This window comes from Pseudarthrobacter sp. Pseusp20 (assembly GCF_059492155.1).
On the sequence record NZ_CP168521.1, the window covers coordinates 604,850 to 620,651 of the forward strand.

The following is a 15,802-nucleotide window of genomic DNA, read 5'->3' on the forward strand; positions in this document are numbered from 1 at the left end:
CATGGCCGCCCCAACGACAACCAGCCGGACAATGCTGGACATCTACGAGTCAGGCGACGCCGCCCTGCGTGTGGTGGCACAGGCCGGTGACGCAGAAGCCAACTGGGCCACGGTCCACTCCCTGGCCGGCTGGCTGGCGACCGCCGGCGTCGAAGGCATCCATGGCGCCGTTCCCACCTACGACTCCGTCCTGGTCGAATTCGACCCCTACCTCACCTCCGCCCGCCAGGTCAGGGCGTTCATCCTCCTGGGGATGCGCCAGCTGGACTTTGTTGGCACCACCCTGCGCGAGCCGCGCCGCTTCGAGGTACCGGTCGTGTACGGGGGCAGCTACGGGCCGGACCTGGAAAGCGTGGCAGAGCACCAGGGCCTGGACGTCCAGGACGTGATCGCCCGGCACACGGCCAAGACCTACGTCATCCGCTGCCTCGGAGCGCCGGCAGGCTCGCCCATGATGGACGGACCAGACTTCCCGGTCCCCGTCCCCAGGCTCAAAGACCCGCGGCTGTCCGTACCCGCCGGTGCAGTATCCGTGGCCGGACGCCAAGCCGTGATCGCGCCCGCCGTCGCACCAGGAGGCTGGTGCGTCATCGGCCAGACCCCCCTTACGGTCCTGGACGCAGCACGCGAACCCCTGGTGCCCTACGTCCCCGGCGATGAACTGCGCTTCTACCGCATTCCCGCGGAGGACTTCGGAAAGTACGAGGGGCAGTTCCTGGAGGCCCGGCCATGACCGGGTCACTTATCGTCCTTCAGCCCGGACACTCCGTCGTCACCGACCTTGGCCGGACGAAGGGTCCTGCATTCGGACTTCCCGTCAACGGCGCCCTGGACCAGTTTTCGGCCAAGGCCGCGAACATCCTGGCCGGCAACGGGGACAACGATCCGCTGCTGGAACTAACCGCCCTGGACTTCAGGATGCGCGCCACCACGGACCTGCTGATCGCCGTGACCGGCGCGCCGCTGGACCTCTCGGTGGGCGGCCGCGACTGCCCCCAGTGGGAGCCCGTCTCCGTACGGGCCGGCGAAACAGTGGCGGTCCGCGGAATCCGCACCGGTCTCCGGGCCTACATCGCCGTCCGCGGATCCTTCACTGTCCCCACGCTGCTGGGCAGTTGCGCACCGGACACGGTGGTGGGCTTCGGACTGAAACTTGTTGAGGGCACCCGGCTTGCAACGCAAAAGACCACCGCGCCCCTCACTCAGCCATACTTCGGCTTGCCCCTGTTCCGGCTGGGGCTGGCAAAGCCGGAATTCACCACCCACCCGGTCATCGACGTCACCGACGGGCCGGACGTAGCCGAATTCGGCGACACCGCAGACCTGCTTTTCACCACGCAGTACACCGTGAGCCCCCGAAGCAACCACATCGGACTCCGGCTCGGCGGCGCACTTCCCGAACGCCAACTCACCTCCGAGGTCCTCTCCCGCGGTGTCCCGGTGGGGGCCATCGAGGTTCCGTCCCGGGACGAACTGCTGGTCCTGCACCGGGGACGCGGCGTTACGGCGGGCTATCCGGTCCTGGGGGTCGTCACAAGCCGCTCCCTGGATGTCCTGGCACAGTCCAGGCCCGGACACACCGTCACCTTCAGAAAGACAACCGTGGCTGAAGCAACAGCCATGCACCGCACAGCCTGCCTGGAGCTGGACAGACTCCGGAACACCGTGAACACAGTCTTTGGACTCCTGGGGGTCGGCGCCGGCCAGCGCTGGCACGAACTCAGCCCGGCGTCAGGAGCCTGAACATCATGAATGCCCGTCCCACCGCCCGGGACCGCACCCACAAACCGCTACGCGATCCCTAACCCCCTGCCAACCACTACGCCCAGCCCATTGCCGGACCTAAGAGCCCCGCCATTTACCACTTATTGGAGTCCCTGTGCCTTTTTCCGACTACACCACAGCCCTCGTCACCGGAGCGTCCACCGGCATGGGCGCGGCCATCGCCGAACGTCTCGCCAAGCGCGGATTGACCGTGCACGCGGTGGCCCGCAACGAGGAACGCCTCGCCGAACTGGCCGACCGCACGGGAGCAGTCCCGCATGTGGTGGACCTGACCGACACCGCCGGCCTGGCCGGCGTCGTCCGCGACCTCAAGGTGGACGTCCTGGTGAACTGCGCCGGGGTCTCCCGGACCGGCAACATCCTGGACTCCTCCGAGCAGGACATCGACGAACTCATCGACGTCAACCTCCGCGGCCTGCTGCAGCTCACCCGGCTGGTGCTGCCCGGCATGGTGGAGCGGGACCTGGGCCACGTGGTCAACATCAGTTCGATCGCCGGGCTCTACAACTTCTACGGCCACACCGCGTACCACGCCACCAAGGCCGCCGTGCACCAGATCTCCCGGCAGTTGCGCAACGACACGGTCGGCAAGCGCATCCGCGTCACCGAAATCTGCCCCGGCCGGGTGGAGACCGAAATCTTCGGCCGCAACCTGGGCGGCAGCCCCGAGGCCATGGAAGAAGCCTGGCAGACCTACTACGAGGGCTACGAGTCGCTCACCACGGACGACATCGTCAATGCCCTTGATTACGCCATTGAAACCCCGCGCCACGTGAATGTGGGCATGCTCGAGCTCATGCCCACCTTCCAGGTCCCCGGCGGACTGACCTTCGACCGCCGCGACGCATAACGATCCGCCCGCAGCACCTTCCCACCAACCGATAGGCCTTCAACGATGCAGCACGTGCAAACCGTCAGTTTCCCCGAACCCCAGCTCCTGGCCGATTTGTCCCCGCTCCCGGAGGGACTGACGGGAGTGGTGTGGGACATGCAGGGGGCCCCTGACGAGGCCCACGGAAGCATCGACGGGGTCATCCTGCCGTACCTCAATGCCGGTGCGGTCCTGGCGAACCTTGGCAAGGTCCCGGACCTGAAGTTCGTGCAAACTCAGTCAACAGGGTTCGACGGCGTCCGCGAGGCAGCGGGTCCGGCCGCCGCCGTGGCAAACGCCTCGGGCGTCCATGCAGCTGCCACCGCGGAGCTGGCCGTTGGCCTCATCCTCGCCAAGCTCCGCGGCATCGACCAGGCCGCCCGCGATCAACAGGCCGAACGCTGGAACCCGCAACGCCGCCAGTCGCTGGCCGACCGGAAGGTCCTGCTGCTGGGCATCGGCGGAATCGGGAAGGAGCTGGCCCGCCGCCTGGAGCCCTTCGAAGTCACACTGACCCGGGTGGGAAGCGCCGCACGGACCGATGCGGACGGCCAGGTCCACGGTCCGGATGAACTCGTGGCGCTCGCCGCCGGCCACGACATCCTGGTCTCCGTCCTTCCCCTCACCGAGGCGACCCACCACCTGGTGGGAGCCAAGGTCCTGGCCGCCCTGCCGGACGGCGCCCTGGTGGTCAACGTCGGCCGCGGCGCCGTGATCGACACCGACGCCCTAACGGCTGAAGTGGTGTCCGGCCGCCTGCACTGCGCCATCGACGTTGTCGACCCCGAACCGCTGCCCGCCGGCCACCCGCTCTGGTCGTCGGAGAACGCCCTCATCACCCCCCACGTTGGCGGCAACGCCTCAGCGTTCGAACCACGGATCCTGAAACTCCTGAAACGGCAGCTTGAGGCCCTCGCCGCCGGCGACACCCCGGTCAACCTGGTGCAGCAGGGACCGTTCGCATGAGCTCACTGTTTGACCTCACCGGCCGCGTCGCATTGGTCACCGGCTCCAGCCGCGGCATCGGCTCGTCACTCGCCCGGGCACTGGCCGACGCCGGTGCCACGGTTGTGCTGAATGGCATCAACCCGGAGCGGCTCAAGGAAGCCGAAGCCGCGCTCGCCGCCGACTTCCCGGCCGGCCGCATCGCCAGCATCGCGTTTGACGTCACCGACGGCGAGGCGGCAGCCCGCAGCATCGCGTGGATCGAAGAGCACGTGGGTCCGTTGGAGATTCTGGTGAACAACGCCGGGATCCAGCACCGGGTGCCGATGCTGGACCTTGAGGTGGCGGATTGGGAGCGGGTCATTTCCACGGACCTGACCAGTGCGTTCCTGGTGGGGCGGGAGGCGGCCCGGCACATGATTCCGCGCGGCCGGGGCAAGATCATCAACATCTGCTCGGTGCAGACGGACCTGGCCCGCCCCACTATCGCCCCGTATGTTGCCGCCAAGGGCGGGCTGCGGAACCTCACCCGGGCCATGACGGCCGAGTGGGCCGCTTCCGGCCTGCAGGTCAACGGGATCGCGCCGGGGTATATCCACACCGAGATGACGCAGAACCTGGTGGACGACGAACAGTTCAATACCTGGATCCTGGGCCGCACCCCGGCCCACCGCTGGGGCACGCCGAAGGACCTGGCCGGGCCCGTGGTCTGGCTGGCCTCGGACGGGTCGGACTTCGTGAACGGCCAGACCATTTTCATCGACGGCGGAATGACGGTGGTGGTCTGATGCCCGCGAACACACCCGTCCAGCCAGGCCCCAACACGCTGCCCGCCTCCGGGCCGGCCGTGGTGGCCCACGCCGCCGGGGACCTCCGGATCGATGAGGTCCCGCTGGCCCTGCCGGCGGATGACCAGGCCGTCGTCGAGGTCTTGTACGGCGGCATCTGCGGCTCAGACCTGCATTACTGGCTGCACGGCGCGGCCGGGGAATCCATCCTGAAGGCACCCCTGGTCCTGGGCCACGAAATCTCCGGCCTGGTGGTCCGCGCCGCCGCCAACGGCCAGGGACCGCAGCCCGGAACCGCCGTCGCCGTCCACCCCGCCACCCCGGGACCTGGCGCGGCCAGGTACCCCGCGGACCGGCCCAACCTCTCACCCGGCTGCACCTACCTGGGCAGCGCCGCCCGCTACCCGCACACCGACGGCGCCTTCAGCCGGTACGTGAACCTGCCCGTCCGGATGCTGCGGGCCCTGCCCGAGGGCATCGACCTGCGCACGGCCGCCCTGGTCGAACCCGCGTCCGTGGCCTGGCACGCGGTCTCCCGCGCCGGGGACGTGGCCGGGAAGACCGCGCTGGTGATCGGGTCCGGCCCCATCGGTGCCCTCGCTGTCGCGGTCCTCAAACGCGCCGGTGCAGCGCACATCACCGCTGTGGACCTCCATCCCAAGCCGCTGGAGATCGCCAAGGCCGTCGGCGCGGACCAGGTCATCAACGCCGCAGACACGGAAGCGATCGCCGCCGTGGAGGCGGACGTGGTGATCGAATCCTCCGGCAACCACCACGGACTGGCCTCCGCCATCCGCGGCGCGGTGCGGGGCGGGACCGTGGTGATGGTGGGGCTGCTGCCCACCGGCATGCAGCCGCTACCCATCTCGCTGGCCATCACCCGCGAACTGGACCTCAAGGGCTCCTTCCGCTTCAACGACGAAATCGACGAGGTCATCGCGGCGCTTGCCGACGGGTCACTGCACATCGACCCCGTCATCACCCACCAATACCCCGTGGAGGACGCCCTGCACGCCTTCGAGGTGGCCAAGGACTCCACCAGTTCCGGCAAAGTCCTCCTCAGCTTCGACGGGAACGGGGAGGGACGGTGAACGCCCCGTTGCCGCCCCTGGTGGTGATGGGCGTGTCCGGCTCGGGGAAATCCACCATGGGCTCCCTGCTGGGCCTGCGCCTGGACATGCCATTCTTCGATGGCGACGATTTCCATCCGGCCGCCAACAAGCAGAAAATGGGCGCCGGCAAACCGCTCACGGACGTTGACAGGGAGCCCTGGCTTGGCACGCTGGGGGAGCTGCTCGCAGGAAAGGCCGACGGCGTCACAACAGTCCCGCCTATCGTCGCCTGCTCAGCGTTGAAGCGCCGCTACCGGGACCTGCTGCGCAGCGCAGCGCCGGATGTTGTCTTCATCCACCTGACCGGAAGCGCGGGCACCATTGGCGCGCGGATGGAAGCCCGCGCCCACGAGTTCATGCCGCGGACCCTGCTGGAATCCCAGTTCGCAGCCTTGGAGGAATTGGACGAGGACGAGGCCCACCTCCTGGCCGATATCACCGAGCCCCCGGAACTCCTGGTGGAACGGCTGGCCACGGAGCTCCAGGCCGTGTCCGCTAAGGCGGTCCGCACCGCCTGATTCACAAACGGGTGTTCCGCCCTTGTGGTGGTAGTAGGTAGACTGGCCTACCTACTACCACCGCAAGGAGCCCCATGCCTGTGTCACGCGCTTCGGCGACCAGCCGCCGCCCCGCCCGGGACCTGCTGCTCGACGCCGCCGCACGCCTCTTCTATGCCCGCGGCGTTGCGGCCACCGGGATCGACACCATCACTGCCGAGGCGGGCGTTGCCAAAAAAAGCCTCTACAACAACTTCACGTCCAAAACGGACCTCGTGGCCGCCTACCTGGAAGCACGGCATGAGGAGTGGCTCGGCCTTTACCGGACGCGGCTGGAAAAGGCCGGGACCCCGTCGGAGCAGGCACTGGCGGTCTTCGACGCCTACCTCGACCACGCAAATGCCGCCTACCAGCACGGATTCCGCGGCTGCGGGCTGCTCAACGCGGCGGCTGAACTGCCCGCAGGGGACCCCGGGCGGACTGCAGTGCGGCTCCACAAGGAGGAAGTGCAGGAACTCCTGGCCCGGCACGTCACGGCACTGTTGCCCGGGAGGGAGGGGCAGGCGCCTGCCGTTGCCGCCCACTTGGCCTTCCTCCTCGAAGGTGCCATGGCCAGGGCAGGCCTGGAGGGCGGCGACGTGCCGCTGCGGCAAGCCCGGGCCATCGCCGGGCAACTGCTGGACGACCTGTGAACAACAAGCCAAACCATCAGCAGGCCCAGCCCTGGGGAGCGCTCTCCATAGTGGCGGCATCCATCCTCTGGGGAACCACCGGAACAGCGGCCACCTTCGCGCCCGCCGTGAGCCCACTGGCCATCGGCGCGGTGGCAATGGGGCTGGGCGGACTGATGCAGGCACTGTACGCCGCACGGCACATTGCCGTTCAGTCAGGCAGCCTGCTTGCGCGATGGCGCCTGGTATCTCTCGGTGCCGTGGCGGTTGCTGTCTACCCCCTGGCCTTCTACAGTTCCATGCGCCTCTCCGGAGTGGCCGTGGGTACGGTGGTTTCCATCGGTTCAGCTCCGGTAGCGGCCGCCCTGATCGAACGTTTCGCGGACGGGAAGCCGCTGAGCCGACGCTGGATTCTCGGGGCGCTGCTGGGAATTGGCGGCGCAGCCCTGCTGTCCCTTGCCGGGCACTCGCCGGCAGCACCCGCACACGGGGCTGCTGGCGCCGGGGCTGATTCCTGGAACTCGACTTCCTTGACATTGACTTCCTTGGCGCCGACGGCGGGAATCCTGCTGGGGCTGCTGGCCGGAACTACTTATGCTCTGTACTCCTGGGCGGCACACCGGCTGACCGGTGACGGGGTCTCTTCACGGGCGGCCATGGGCGCCGTGTTCGGACTCGGCGGGCTCCTCCTGGTGCCTGTCCTTGCCGCAACGGGACGCCCGCTGCTGGAGTCCTGGACCAGCGCCAGCGTCGGCGCCTACATGGCGGCGGTCCCCATGTTTGCCGGGTACCTGCTGTTCGGGTGGGGCCTGGCCCGGGTAGGGGCGAGCACGGCCACCGGCATCTCGCTGCTCGAAACCGTGGTGGCCGCCGTCCTGGCCGTGCTCGTGGTGGGAGAACGGCTCCAAGCACTTGCCTGGCTTGGCGCCGCCGTCGTCCTGGCAAGCATGTTCATCCTGGCGCCGCGGCGGCAAACTGCTGCGGCACCCGGGGGGCCGCGCAGGTGCACCAACCCGGCCATTAGCCGGTGGTCTGCCGGCCGCCGCTCCGGGCCAGCACCGTGGGACCGAGCAGCAGGCAGGCGCCCAGCCCCAGCAACAGAATCCCTAGCACCACCGCACCGGGAGCCGGCAGCCCGGCCCCCGCGATAATGAGCACCACACCAATCAGTGCCGCCGCCATGCCCGGGAACAGGCCTGCGGGGAAACGGCGTGCCGGATAGCCGGACAGCAGTTCCATGGCCAGGTGGGGATCGTCCGCGATCAGCCCCAGTTCCAGCTCCTTGAGCAGGCGTCGCTCCTCATCGGACATTGGCATGGCAGGCCCCGGCTTCCTTGGGCGGCGGTATCGGTATCGACCGTAGGAGCCTTCCACCGGTTAGTCAATAGTCCGGGGTCCGGGCTGGAAGCCGCCTACCGGCGTCGTAATTCCGCGAACTCGATGGACGGCACGATTGCGCCCGCGTCCCGCTCCACAAAGTTGGTTCCCGGCGGCACCAGGTCGTCGATGGCATCCAGTACGGTCTCGCCCAGCTGGACATCCGCCGCGCGCAGGTACGCCCGGAGGTGTTCCTCGCTGCGCGGGCCGATGATCACGCTGCTGATGGCGGGATGGGTCAGGGCAAACCCCACGGCCAGGTCCACCAGGGACATTTCCAGCTTGTCCGCCAGCCGGGCCAGCGAGTCCGCGGCCAGCAGCTTCCGCTCGCTGGATGGCCCGGAGATGTCGTACCGGCCGGGCAGTGTGTGGACCCGGGTGGGCGGCTTGCCCGATTCGAGGACGAAGCTGCCGGACAGCCAACCGCCCGCGAGTGGGCCGTAGGCAAGCACGCCCAGGCCATACTGCTGGGCGATGGGCAGGACGTCCCGCTCGTTGCCGCGGACCAGCATGGAGTACGGAACCTGGTTGCCCAGCGGCGGGATCAGATGGTTTGTGGTGGCCAGCCACTGGGCCTCCACCAGCTGGGCCGGCGTGAACACCGAGGTCCCGTAATACAGGATCTTGCCCTGGCGGATCAGGTCGTTGAGGGTGGTGATGGTCTCCAGGACGTCGGTGTTGTAGTCCGGCCGGTGCGCCTGGTACAGGTCGATGCGGTCCGTCTGCAGGCGCCGGAGGCTGCCCTCCACGGCCTGGGTGATCCAGCGCCGCGAGTTCCCGGAGTGCGCCGGGTTGGGGCTCATCTGGCCGTGGAACTTGGTGGCCAGGAAGACATCGTCCCGGCGGCCGCGGAGGGCCCGGCCCACCACCTGTTCGGACTCACCCTGGGAGTAGACGTCAGCGGTGTCGATTGCGGTGATGCCGGCGTCCAGGGCTTCATGGATGATCCGGATGCTCTCGTCCGCGCCGGTGGGGGCTCCCTGGGAGCTGCCGTTCCCCTCGCCGAAGTTCATGGTGCCAAGGGTGAGGGGACTGATGGGGGTTCCCGACCGTCCGAACACCCGCAGTTCGCTCAGGCTCATCTGCGGCCTCCTCCATTCAGTTGCCGTGCCTTGGATCGTCACGAGGCTACACAGATTCGGCAGGCCGCCACAGATTCCCGCCTTAGTCCTTCTCTTTTCGTCGTACGGAGTAACCGGCGCCCCGCAAATGACGTTTTGTGGCGCGCACGCGGCACTCCATAGCGCCTATATTGAGGGATGGGCTCCTCCAATAGTGACGACCAGTTCGTCCAGTTGCATGACATCATCATGGGCAGCGGCAATGTTGCTGATTTCCTGACTGAGCTGTCCTCTGTTGCAGCCTCCGCCGTCAGCGAGGACGCGGGCGTGTTCGTCGAGTGCGGCGTGACCCTCCAGCGCCGCAAACGCAGTGCCACCATTGCGGGCAGCAGTGAACGCGCCGTTGTCCTGGACAAGCTGGAGCAGGTCCTGGGTGAAGGTCCGTGCATTGCGGCGCTGGAGGCCATGAAGCCCGTCATCCTTTCCAATGTGGAGACCGATACCCGCTGGCCCAAGTACCAGAAGCTGCTGGCCGAGAACGGCTGCCGCAGCGTCCTGGGCGTCCCGCTTGCCCTGGACGGGCACCAGTCCGCCGCGTTGAATTTTTTCGCTTCGGAACCGGACGTCTTCGCTGACGAAGTCGTTCGCAGGGCTGAGGGGTTTGCTGACCTCGCGGGCCGCGCATTGAGGCTGGCACTGCGGATCGCCGACGCCCAGAACCTGGCGGACGACCTGAGGGCCGCAATGGCCAACCGCACCACGATCGACCTGGCGTGCGGGGTGATCATGGCCCAGAACCGGTGCAGCCAGGATGAAGCCATGGCGCTGCTCACCAAGGCGTCCAGCCACCGGAACCAGAAGCTGCGGGACCTTGCAGCGGGAGTCATCGGCCGGGTCAGCGACGGAGCCGTGACCACGCACTTCGATCCGTAACGTCCACCTCCGGAACCCGTCCTGATCCGCCTGGATGCCGTCCCGGTTTCGCCTCCGCGCCGCCCTGCAATAATCTGAACCAACGGTTGTGCACGGGGGTGTCAGCGCCCGGTACAACAGCACTGTAAGTTCCGGGACCATCACAGACGAGGCGGACACCCATGACGGCTTCAGACCAGCAGCACGCACCAGGCCCAGCGATCCCAGCAGGCCCTCCCGCCGCTGCGGCCGGGCCAGTCGATCCGCACCTGCTGCAGCAGCTGGCCGACGCGCATGGTGTGGGTACGTCCTTCCAGGGCTGGGATGGGCTGCCGCATTCCGTTGCCCAGGAGACGCTGGTCAAGGTGCTGGCAGCCCTCGGTGTTGAGGCACACACCAACAGTCACATTGAGGCTGCCCTGGCCGAAGCCGAACTGGCGCCGTGGCGGCGGATGCTGCCGCCCGCCGTCGTCATTAAGCAGGGCGAACCGGCCCAAGTGCCGGTCCACGTGCGCGACGGCGCCACCGCGCGCCTGACCGTCACCCTGGAAGGTGGAACCGGACAGCGCGAAGCGGTCCAGCAGGATGTCTGGGTCCAGCCCCGGGAGGTGGACGGCGTCTCCACCGGACGTGCCACCTTCGCCCTTCCCCAGGACCTGCCCTTGGGCTGGCACACGCTGCATGTCGAGTCGGAGGGCGCTATGGCCAGCGCCGCCCTGGTGGTAACCCCTGCGCGGCTGGCCACGGCAAAGCCGCTGGAGGAACGCCGCGGCTGGGGGCTGGCCACGCAGCTGTATTCGGTCCGCTCAAAGCGGTCGTGGGGCATCGGCGACTTTGCGGACCTGGCGGACCTGGCCGCGATCAGTGGTGCGCGCGGCGCCGACTACGTGCTGGTCAACCCGCTGCACGCGGCCGAGCCGGTACCGCCGGTCCAGCCGTCGCCCTACTCGCCGTCCACCCGCCGGTTCTTCAATCCGCTGTACATCCGCATCGAGGCCATTCCCGAGCTGGCATACCTCCGGCCGCGGAAACGTGCGGCGCTGGAAAAGCTGCACGAGGAAGTGGCATGGCTGAACCGGGAAGGCACCCGCCTCGACCGCAATGCCGTGTACGCGGCCAAGCTGCAGGCGCTGGAAATGCTTTATCACACGCGCCGTTCACCGGCCCGGCAGGCCGCCTTCGATGAGTTCTGCCGCAGCTCCGGCCGCGGCCTGGAGGACTTCGCGCTCTGGTCAGCCATCCGCGAGGACCTGGCGCCGGACGACCCCCTGTGGACGGACCCGGAGTGCGCCATCGGAACACCGGAAGCCGAAGCCCTCCGGGAGAAGCTGGCGGACCGGATCGGGTTCCACCGCTGGCTGCAGTGGATCTGCGACGAGCAGCTCGAGAACGCCCAGAGGGCCGCGCTCCGGTCGGGGATGCGGCTGGGCGTGGTGCACGACCTTGCAGTAGGCGTGGACCACAGCAGTGCCGACGCCTGGACGCTGCGCGGCGTGCTGACCCCGAACACCAGCGTGGGCGCACCTCCTGACATGTACAACCAGCAGGGGCAGGACTGGGGCCAGCCCCCATGGCACCCCGCACGCCTGGCCGAGGCCGGATATGAACCGTTCCGCAACATGCTGGCCAACGTGCTCAGGCATGCCGGCGGCATCCGCGTGGACCACATCCTGGGACTCTTCCGGCTGTGGTGGATCCCCATGGGGAACGCTCCGGGGGATGGCGCCTACGTCCGCTACGACCACGAGGCCCTGATCGGCATCCTCGCGCTCGAGGCGCACCGCGCCGGTGCCGTGGTGATCGGGGAGGACCTGGGCACTTTCGAGCCCTGGGTGCGTGACTACCTTGCGGCCCGGGGGATCCTGGGCACGTCCATCCTGTGGTTTGAGTACGACGGCGATTCGCCCCTTGCGCCCGAAAAGTACCGCACGCAGGCGCTCGCCAGCGTCAACACCCACGACCTGCCACCCACCGCCGGCTACCTTGCCGGGGACCATGTGGGGCTCCGAAGCCGGCTGGGGCTGCTGGAACGGTCCGAGCAGGAGGAGCGCGCGGAGCACAACGCGTCTTTGGAGAAGATGTTCGCCCTGCTGCGCGAGCGCGGGTACCTCTCCGAGGGCGCCGCCGGCGGCGTGGAGGGGCAGCCGTCCGAGGAGCACACCATCGAGGCGCTGCACCTGCTGCTGGCCCAGGCGCCGTCGGTCCTGCTCGGCGTGGCCCTGGTGGATGCGGTGGGGGAGCGGAGGGTCCAGAACCAGCCCGGAACCACAGAAGCCCTGTACCCCAACTGGCAGGTGCCCCTGGGTGGGCCGGACGGCAAACCCGTCTACCTTGATGACCTCCCCGCCAACAAGCGGTTCAACTCGCTGCTCGCGGCGGTGGAGGGAGCCCTGCACCGGGCCTAAGCGGTTCTCAAGGCAACAGGCCCCGCCGCTTTTGTAAGCGGCGGGGCCTGTTGCCGTAGTTGCTTTGCCTGGTTTGCCTTGTTCGGCGGGTGAACTAGTTAGCGGCGATCACATGGGTGAAGTGGTCGTACCGGATGGTGACCGGGCCGCCGTCGTGCTCAAACACGATGTTGGCACCCGGGGAAGCGCCGCCGGCCCCATAACTGATGTCCCAGCTGCGGTTCAGGGCCGCCTTGAACTCGTAGCTTCCCGCAGGAAGGTCCGGAACGGACAGCTTCCACACGAGGTCTGCCGGGTCCAGCACCAACTGCGCCTGGTTACAGGACGGCTCCCAGTCCGAGGCGCAGCCCAGCTCGCTGTCCATGCTTCCGGCTGCCGCCACGGCGGCCGGCTGCTGCGAGGCGTAGACGGCGCTGAGCAGGTGGGTGCTGTTGTCATAACGGAAAGTCACCGGGCCGCCGGGATGGTCCAGCACGATGTTCTGTCCGTTGAGCTGGCCGTCGGCGCCGTAGTTTTCGTCCCAGCCGCCGTCGAGCGCTGCCTTGTATTCGTACTTCCCGGCCGGCAGGTCCACGGTCAGCCGCCAAATGCGGTCCGCCGGGTCCAACACCATCCGGGCCTGGCTGCAGCCTGGATCCCATTGTGCGCTGCAGCCCATCGCCTGGTTCAGTGATCCGGCCACCGTGACCGAGTCGGGCTGCGGGGCCTGGCCCACCGTGACAGTCCTGGTTTCGCTGGTGACGTTGTAGCCGGTGCCGGTCATGGCCGCCCGATATTGGACCTTGGTGCCGTCCGCCAGCCCGGTCACGTCGTCGGTTGCTGAGTAGACGGGCGAGGACGAGTCGGTGCCCACCGCGGTCCAGACCCCGCCGCCAACACTGCGCTCGAAGGACACCACGTGGCTGGCCTTCTCCGGGTCAGCGGTGGCGCTGAGCTCAACCTTGCCTTCCACGCTGCTGCCCTCCGCAGGCTTCTGCAGGGTCAGCACGGGCGCGGGTACGGCCGCGGAGCGGCTTTGGCTGGTGGCGGCATGCCCGCCGTTGTCCAGAACGGTGGCGCGGTACTCCAGCGGTGTGCCGGCATCCAGCGCCGCGACGTCGTGGAAAACCTGGTACGGAGCGGTGTCGTCCGTGCCGATCGGCAGCCACGCGCCGCTCGCCGTCCGTGCTTCAAAGGTGACCTCGTAGAACGAAGCACCGTCGACGTCGGCCGTTACGTTGATGCGTCCGTTGTCACCAGGCGCGGCGGCCGGCTGCCGGAGGGCGACGGCGGGAGCCTCCTTGGAGTGCGGAATGCGGCCCGAGGATTCGTAGACGACGGCGGAAAGCGGCGGCACGGTCACGGTCAGTTTGGCGTCGTCAGAGGTTTTGGCTTCATCGGCGCCTTCGCCGTAAACGCGCATGTAGCTGCGCTTGGCGATGTAGGTGGGGACTTCCACCGTCTGTGTCTGGGTGCTGTTGTTCAGTGCCACCACGTATTCGCGCTGGTCCTTGGCATCGGTGCGGGAGAAGGCGTAGATGCCCGGCCCGTCAGAGGCGTAGCGGTGCTGGTGTGCGCCATTCCGCAGTGCCGGGTGCTCCTTGGTGAGGGCTGCAAGCTCCCGGATTTTGGCGTAAAGCGGGTGGCTTGGGTTGAAGTTGTCCGTGGCGTGGGTGGCGTCCGTGCCCAGCAGGTCGTCGTCCAGGTAGTCCGGGACTTTGCTGGCGAAGAGGGTCTGGCGGGCATCCTGGTCGCCGCCCGGGCCGGTGAAGCCCTGTTCGTCGCCGTAGTACACCACCGGGTTGCCGCGGGAGAAGTACATCAGCTCGTGGGCCAGCTCGTCGCGTGCCACCTTCTCGGCATCGCCTGCGGCGGGGTTGTCCTGGGCGATAAAGCTGCCGATGCGGCCCATGTCGTGGTTGCCCAGGAACGTGGGCAACTCATAGACGTTGGAATCGGCGTCGGTGTACCAGTCGTCACCGGCGAAGAATGCCTGGAGCGCCTTGGCGTCCTGGCTCTTGGAGGCAAAGTTGCGGGCGGCATCCTGGAAGGGGAAGTCCAGCACGGCCTGCATCTTGTTGCGGGTGGTGAACTGGGACGTGAAGCTCTTGGTGGTGTCGAAGACCTCGCCGAACATGAAGAACTCGTCCTTGCCGTGCTCCTTGGCGTAGCTGAGGACGTTGGGGCCGAATTCCTGCCAGAACTCGTTGTTCACGTGCTTCATGGTGTCGATCCGGAACCCGTCCACGCCAAAGTCGCCGATCCAGGACTTATAGATGTCCTCCATGCCGTGCACCACGGCGGGGTTTTCGGTGAAGATGTCATCGAGGCCGAAGAAGTCGCCGTACATGGAGTCCTCACCCGTGAAGGTGGTGTCGCCGCGGTTGTGGTACAGCGTGGGGTCGTTCAGCCAGGCGGGAACCTTGAGGTTTTCTTCGCCCGGTGCCAGGACCGGCTTGTAGGGGAATGACGTGTTGGCGTCCAGCCGGGGGAAGGTTCCGGTGCCGGCGTAGTCGCGGTCGTCGAACGCTTCGCCGGAGGCTGTCTTGTAAGGGACTGCGTCCTTTGAGATGTAGCCTTTCCGGTTGCCCTCCTGGTAGCCGATGACGTCGGCAGTGTGGTTGGTGATGATGTCGAAATAGACCTTCATGCCGCGGGCGTGGGCCTCGTCGATCAGGGCCTTGAGCTCACCGTTGGTGCCCAGGTGGGGGTCGATCTGGGTGAAGTCGGTGACCCAGTAGCCGTGGTAGCCGGCCGACTTGTCCTCGGGCTGGACCGCCTTGTTCTTGAAGCTGGGGGTCAGCCAGATGGATGTGGTGCCCAGGCCCTGGATGTAATCGATCCTGCTGCGCAGGCCGGCCAGGTCGCCGCCGTTGTAGAAGCCCTTCCCGGTGGGATCGAAGCCGGAGACCATGGGATCCGGCCCCAGGCCGCCCTGGTCATTGGCGGTGCTGCCGTTGCTGAACCGGTCTGCCATGACGAAGTAGAAGTTCTCGTCCGTCACGGGACCGCGGAGCGAATGCAGGGCGGTGGAGGATCCCTGGCCCTGGGCGCCGGGATTCTTGGAGCCTGAATCCTTGAGGCCCACCGCGGCATGGGCCGGGAGGACTGCTGCGGAAACGGCCACGGCGGCGGCCAGGAGGCCGGCCGCCGACCTCGCCGTGATTGCCCGGCCCGGGGCCCGGCGGCGGGTTGTGGGGTGCTGTGTTCCTGCGGGCTTTGCCGGCAGTTGGGCGCGTGGGGGCGCGCCGGGAGGGGTGCGGAATAACAAGGGTGAGACCTTCCTGGGAAGCAGCGCTGCTGTACAGGCTTGCCGTTGACAAGGGATGCGGCAGGAGGGTTCGAAGGACAGCATGCAGACCTGTGAACCAAGTCACAACTGTAAGCGCTTGCACTGAA

General features: G+C 67.6%; 13 protein-coding genes and 1 pseudogene. 11 read left to right on the forward strand and 3 right to left on the reverse strand.

The annotated features are described in order from the left end of the window. Position 1 precedes the first annotated feature (1 nt). From ACEN9K_RS02945 to ACEN9K_RS02985, 9 genes are all read left to right on the forward strand, one after another. Entirely contained in the window at positions 2–733 is a 732-nt protein-coding gene (locus ACEN9K_RS02945; RefSeq protein ID WP_056388225.1) for a 5-oxoprolinase subunit B family protein, read from the forward strand. Further along, the gene (locus ACEN9K_RS02950; RefSeq protein ID WP_056388223.1) at positions 730–1,743 is read left to right on the forward strand and encodes a 5-oxoprolinase subunit C family protein; all 1,014 of its coding nucleotides are present in this window, start codon (positions 730–732) and stop codon (positions 1,741–1,743) included. Before ACEN9K_RS02945 ends, ACEN9K_RS02950 begins: the two co-directional genes overlap by 4 nt. A gap of 136 nt (positions 1,744–1,879) precedes the next feature. Continuing rightward, positions 1,880–2,635: an SDR family oxidoreductase gene (locus ACEN9K_RS02955; protein ID WP_056388221.1), complete on the forward strand. Its 756-nt coding sequence runs from the start codon at positions 1,880–1,882 to the stop codon at positions 2,633–2,635. A 45-nt stretch (positions 2,636–2,680) separates the two neighbouring features. Beyond that, entirely contained in the window at positions 2,681–3,622 is a 942-nt protein-coding gene (locus tag ACEN9K_RS02960; protein WP_223993511.1) for a 2-hydroxyacid dehydrogenase, read from the forward strand. Further along, entirely contained in the window at positions 3,619–4,389 is a 771-nt protein-coding gene (locus ACEN9K_RS02965) for an SDR family oxidoreductase (protein WP_018772091.1), read from the forward strand. Before ACEN9K_RS02960 ends, ACEN9K_RS02965 begins: the two co-directional genes overlap by 4 nt. After that, complete coding sequence (locus ACEN9K_RS02970) at positions 4,389–5,480, forward strand: L-idonate 5-dehydrogenase (RefSeq protein WP_495635156.1); 1,092 nt, start codon at positions 4,389–4,391, stop codon at positions 5,478–5,480. The genes ACEN9K_RS02965 and ACEN9K_RS02970 overlap by 1 nt, the downstream gene beginning before the upstream one ends. After that, the gene (locus ACEN9K_RS02975; protein ID WP_018772089.1) at positions 5,477–6,019 is read left to right on the forward strand and encodes a gluconokinase; all 543 of its coding nucleotides are present in this window, start codon (positions 5,477–5,479) and stop codon (positions 6,017–6,019) included. The genes ACEN9K_RS02970 and ACEN9K_RS02975 overlap by 4 nt, the downstream gene beginning before the upstream one ends. Before the next feature lie 74 nt (positions 6,020–6,093). After that, positions 6,094–6,690: a TetR/AcrR family transcriptional regulator gene (locus tag ACEN9K_RS02980; protein WP_495635157.1), complete on the forward strand. Its 597-nt coding sequence runs from the start codon at positions 6,094–6,096 to the stop codon at positions 6,688–6,690. Continuing rightward, entirely contained in the window at positions 6,687–7,820 is a 1,134-nt protein-coding gene (locus ACEN9K_RS02985; protein ID WP_495635158.1) for a DMT family transporter, read from the forward strand. Before ACEN9K_RS02980 ends, ACEN9K_RS02985 begins: the two co-directional genes overlap by 4 nt. On the opposite strand, the pseudogene ACEN9K_RS02990 reads toward ACEN9K_RS02985, so the two are convergent. Next, positions 7,807–7,986 (reverse strand): annotated as a pseudogene (locus ACEN9K_RS02990) (DUF3040 domain-containing protein); the annotation flags it as partial. The gene ACEN9K_RS02985 and the pseudogene ACEN9K_RS02990 overlap by 14 nt on opposite strands. 95 nt (positions 7,987–8,081) lie before the next feature. Continuing rightward, positions 8,082–9,128, reverse strand: coding sequence for an aldo/keto reductase (locus ACEN9K_RS02995; protein ID WP_056388212.1), 1,047 nt, complete (start codon positions 9,126–9,128; stop codon positions 8,082–8,084). 177 nt (positions 9,129–9,305) lie between these two features. Between ACEN9K_RS02995 and ACEN9K_RS03000 the strand changes: the two genes are divergently transcribed. Together ACEN9K_RS03000 and malQ are read left to right on the forward strand one after the other, a co-directional pair. Next, a complete protein-coding gene (locus ACEN9K_RS03000; RefSeq protein WP_134166011.1) occupies positions 9,306–10,040 on the forward strand; it encodes a GAF and ANTAR domain-containing protein in 735 nt (244 codons plus the stop codon). A 161-nt stretch (positions 10,041–10,201) separates the two neighbouring features. Beyond that, positions 10,202–12,424: a 4-alpha-glucanotransferase gene (gene malQ, locus ACEN9K_RS03005; RefSeq protein ID WP_134166014.1), complete on the forward strand. Its 2,223-nt coding sequence runs from the start codon at positions 10,202–10,204 to the stop codon at positions 12,422–12,424. 94 nt (positions 12,425–12,518) lie between these two features. Here the strand turns inward: malQ and ACEN9K_RS03010 are convergent, their stop codons facing one another. After that, complete coding sequence (locus tag ACEN9K_RS03010; protein WP_495635159.1) at positions 12,519–15,674, reverse strand: alpha-amylase family glycosyl hydrolase; 3,156 nt, start codon at positions 15,672–15,674, stop codon at positions 12,519–12,521. Positions 15,675–15,802 lie beyond the last annotated feature (128 nt).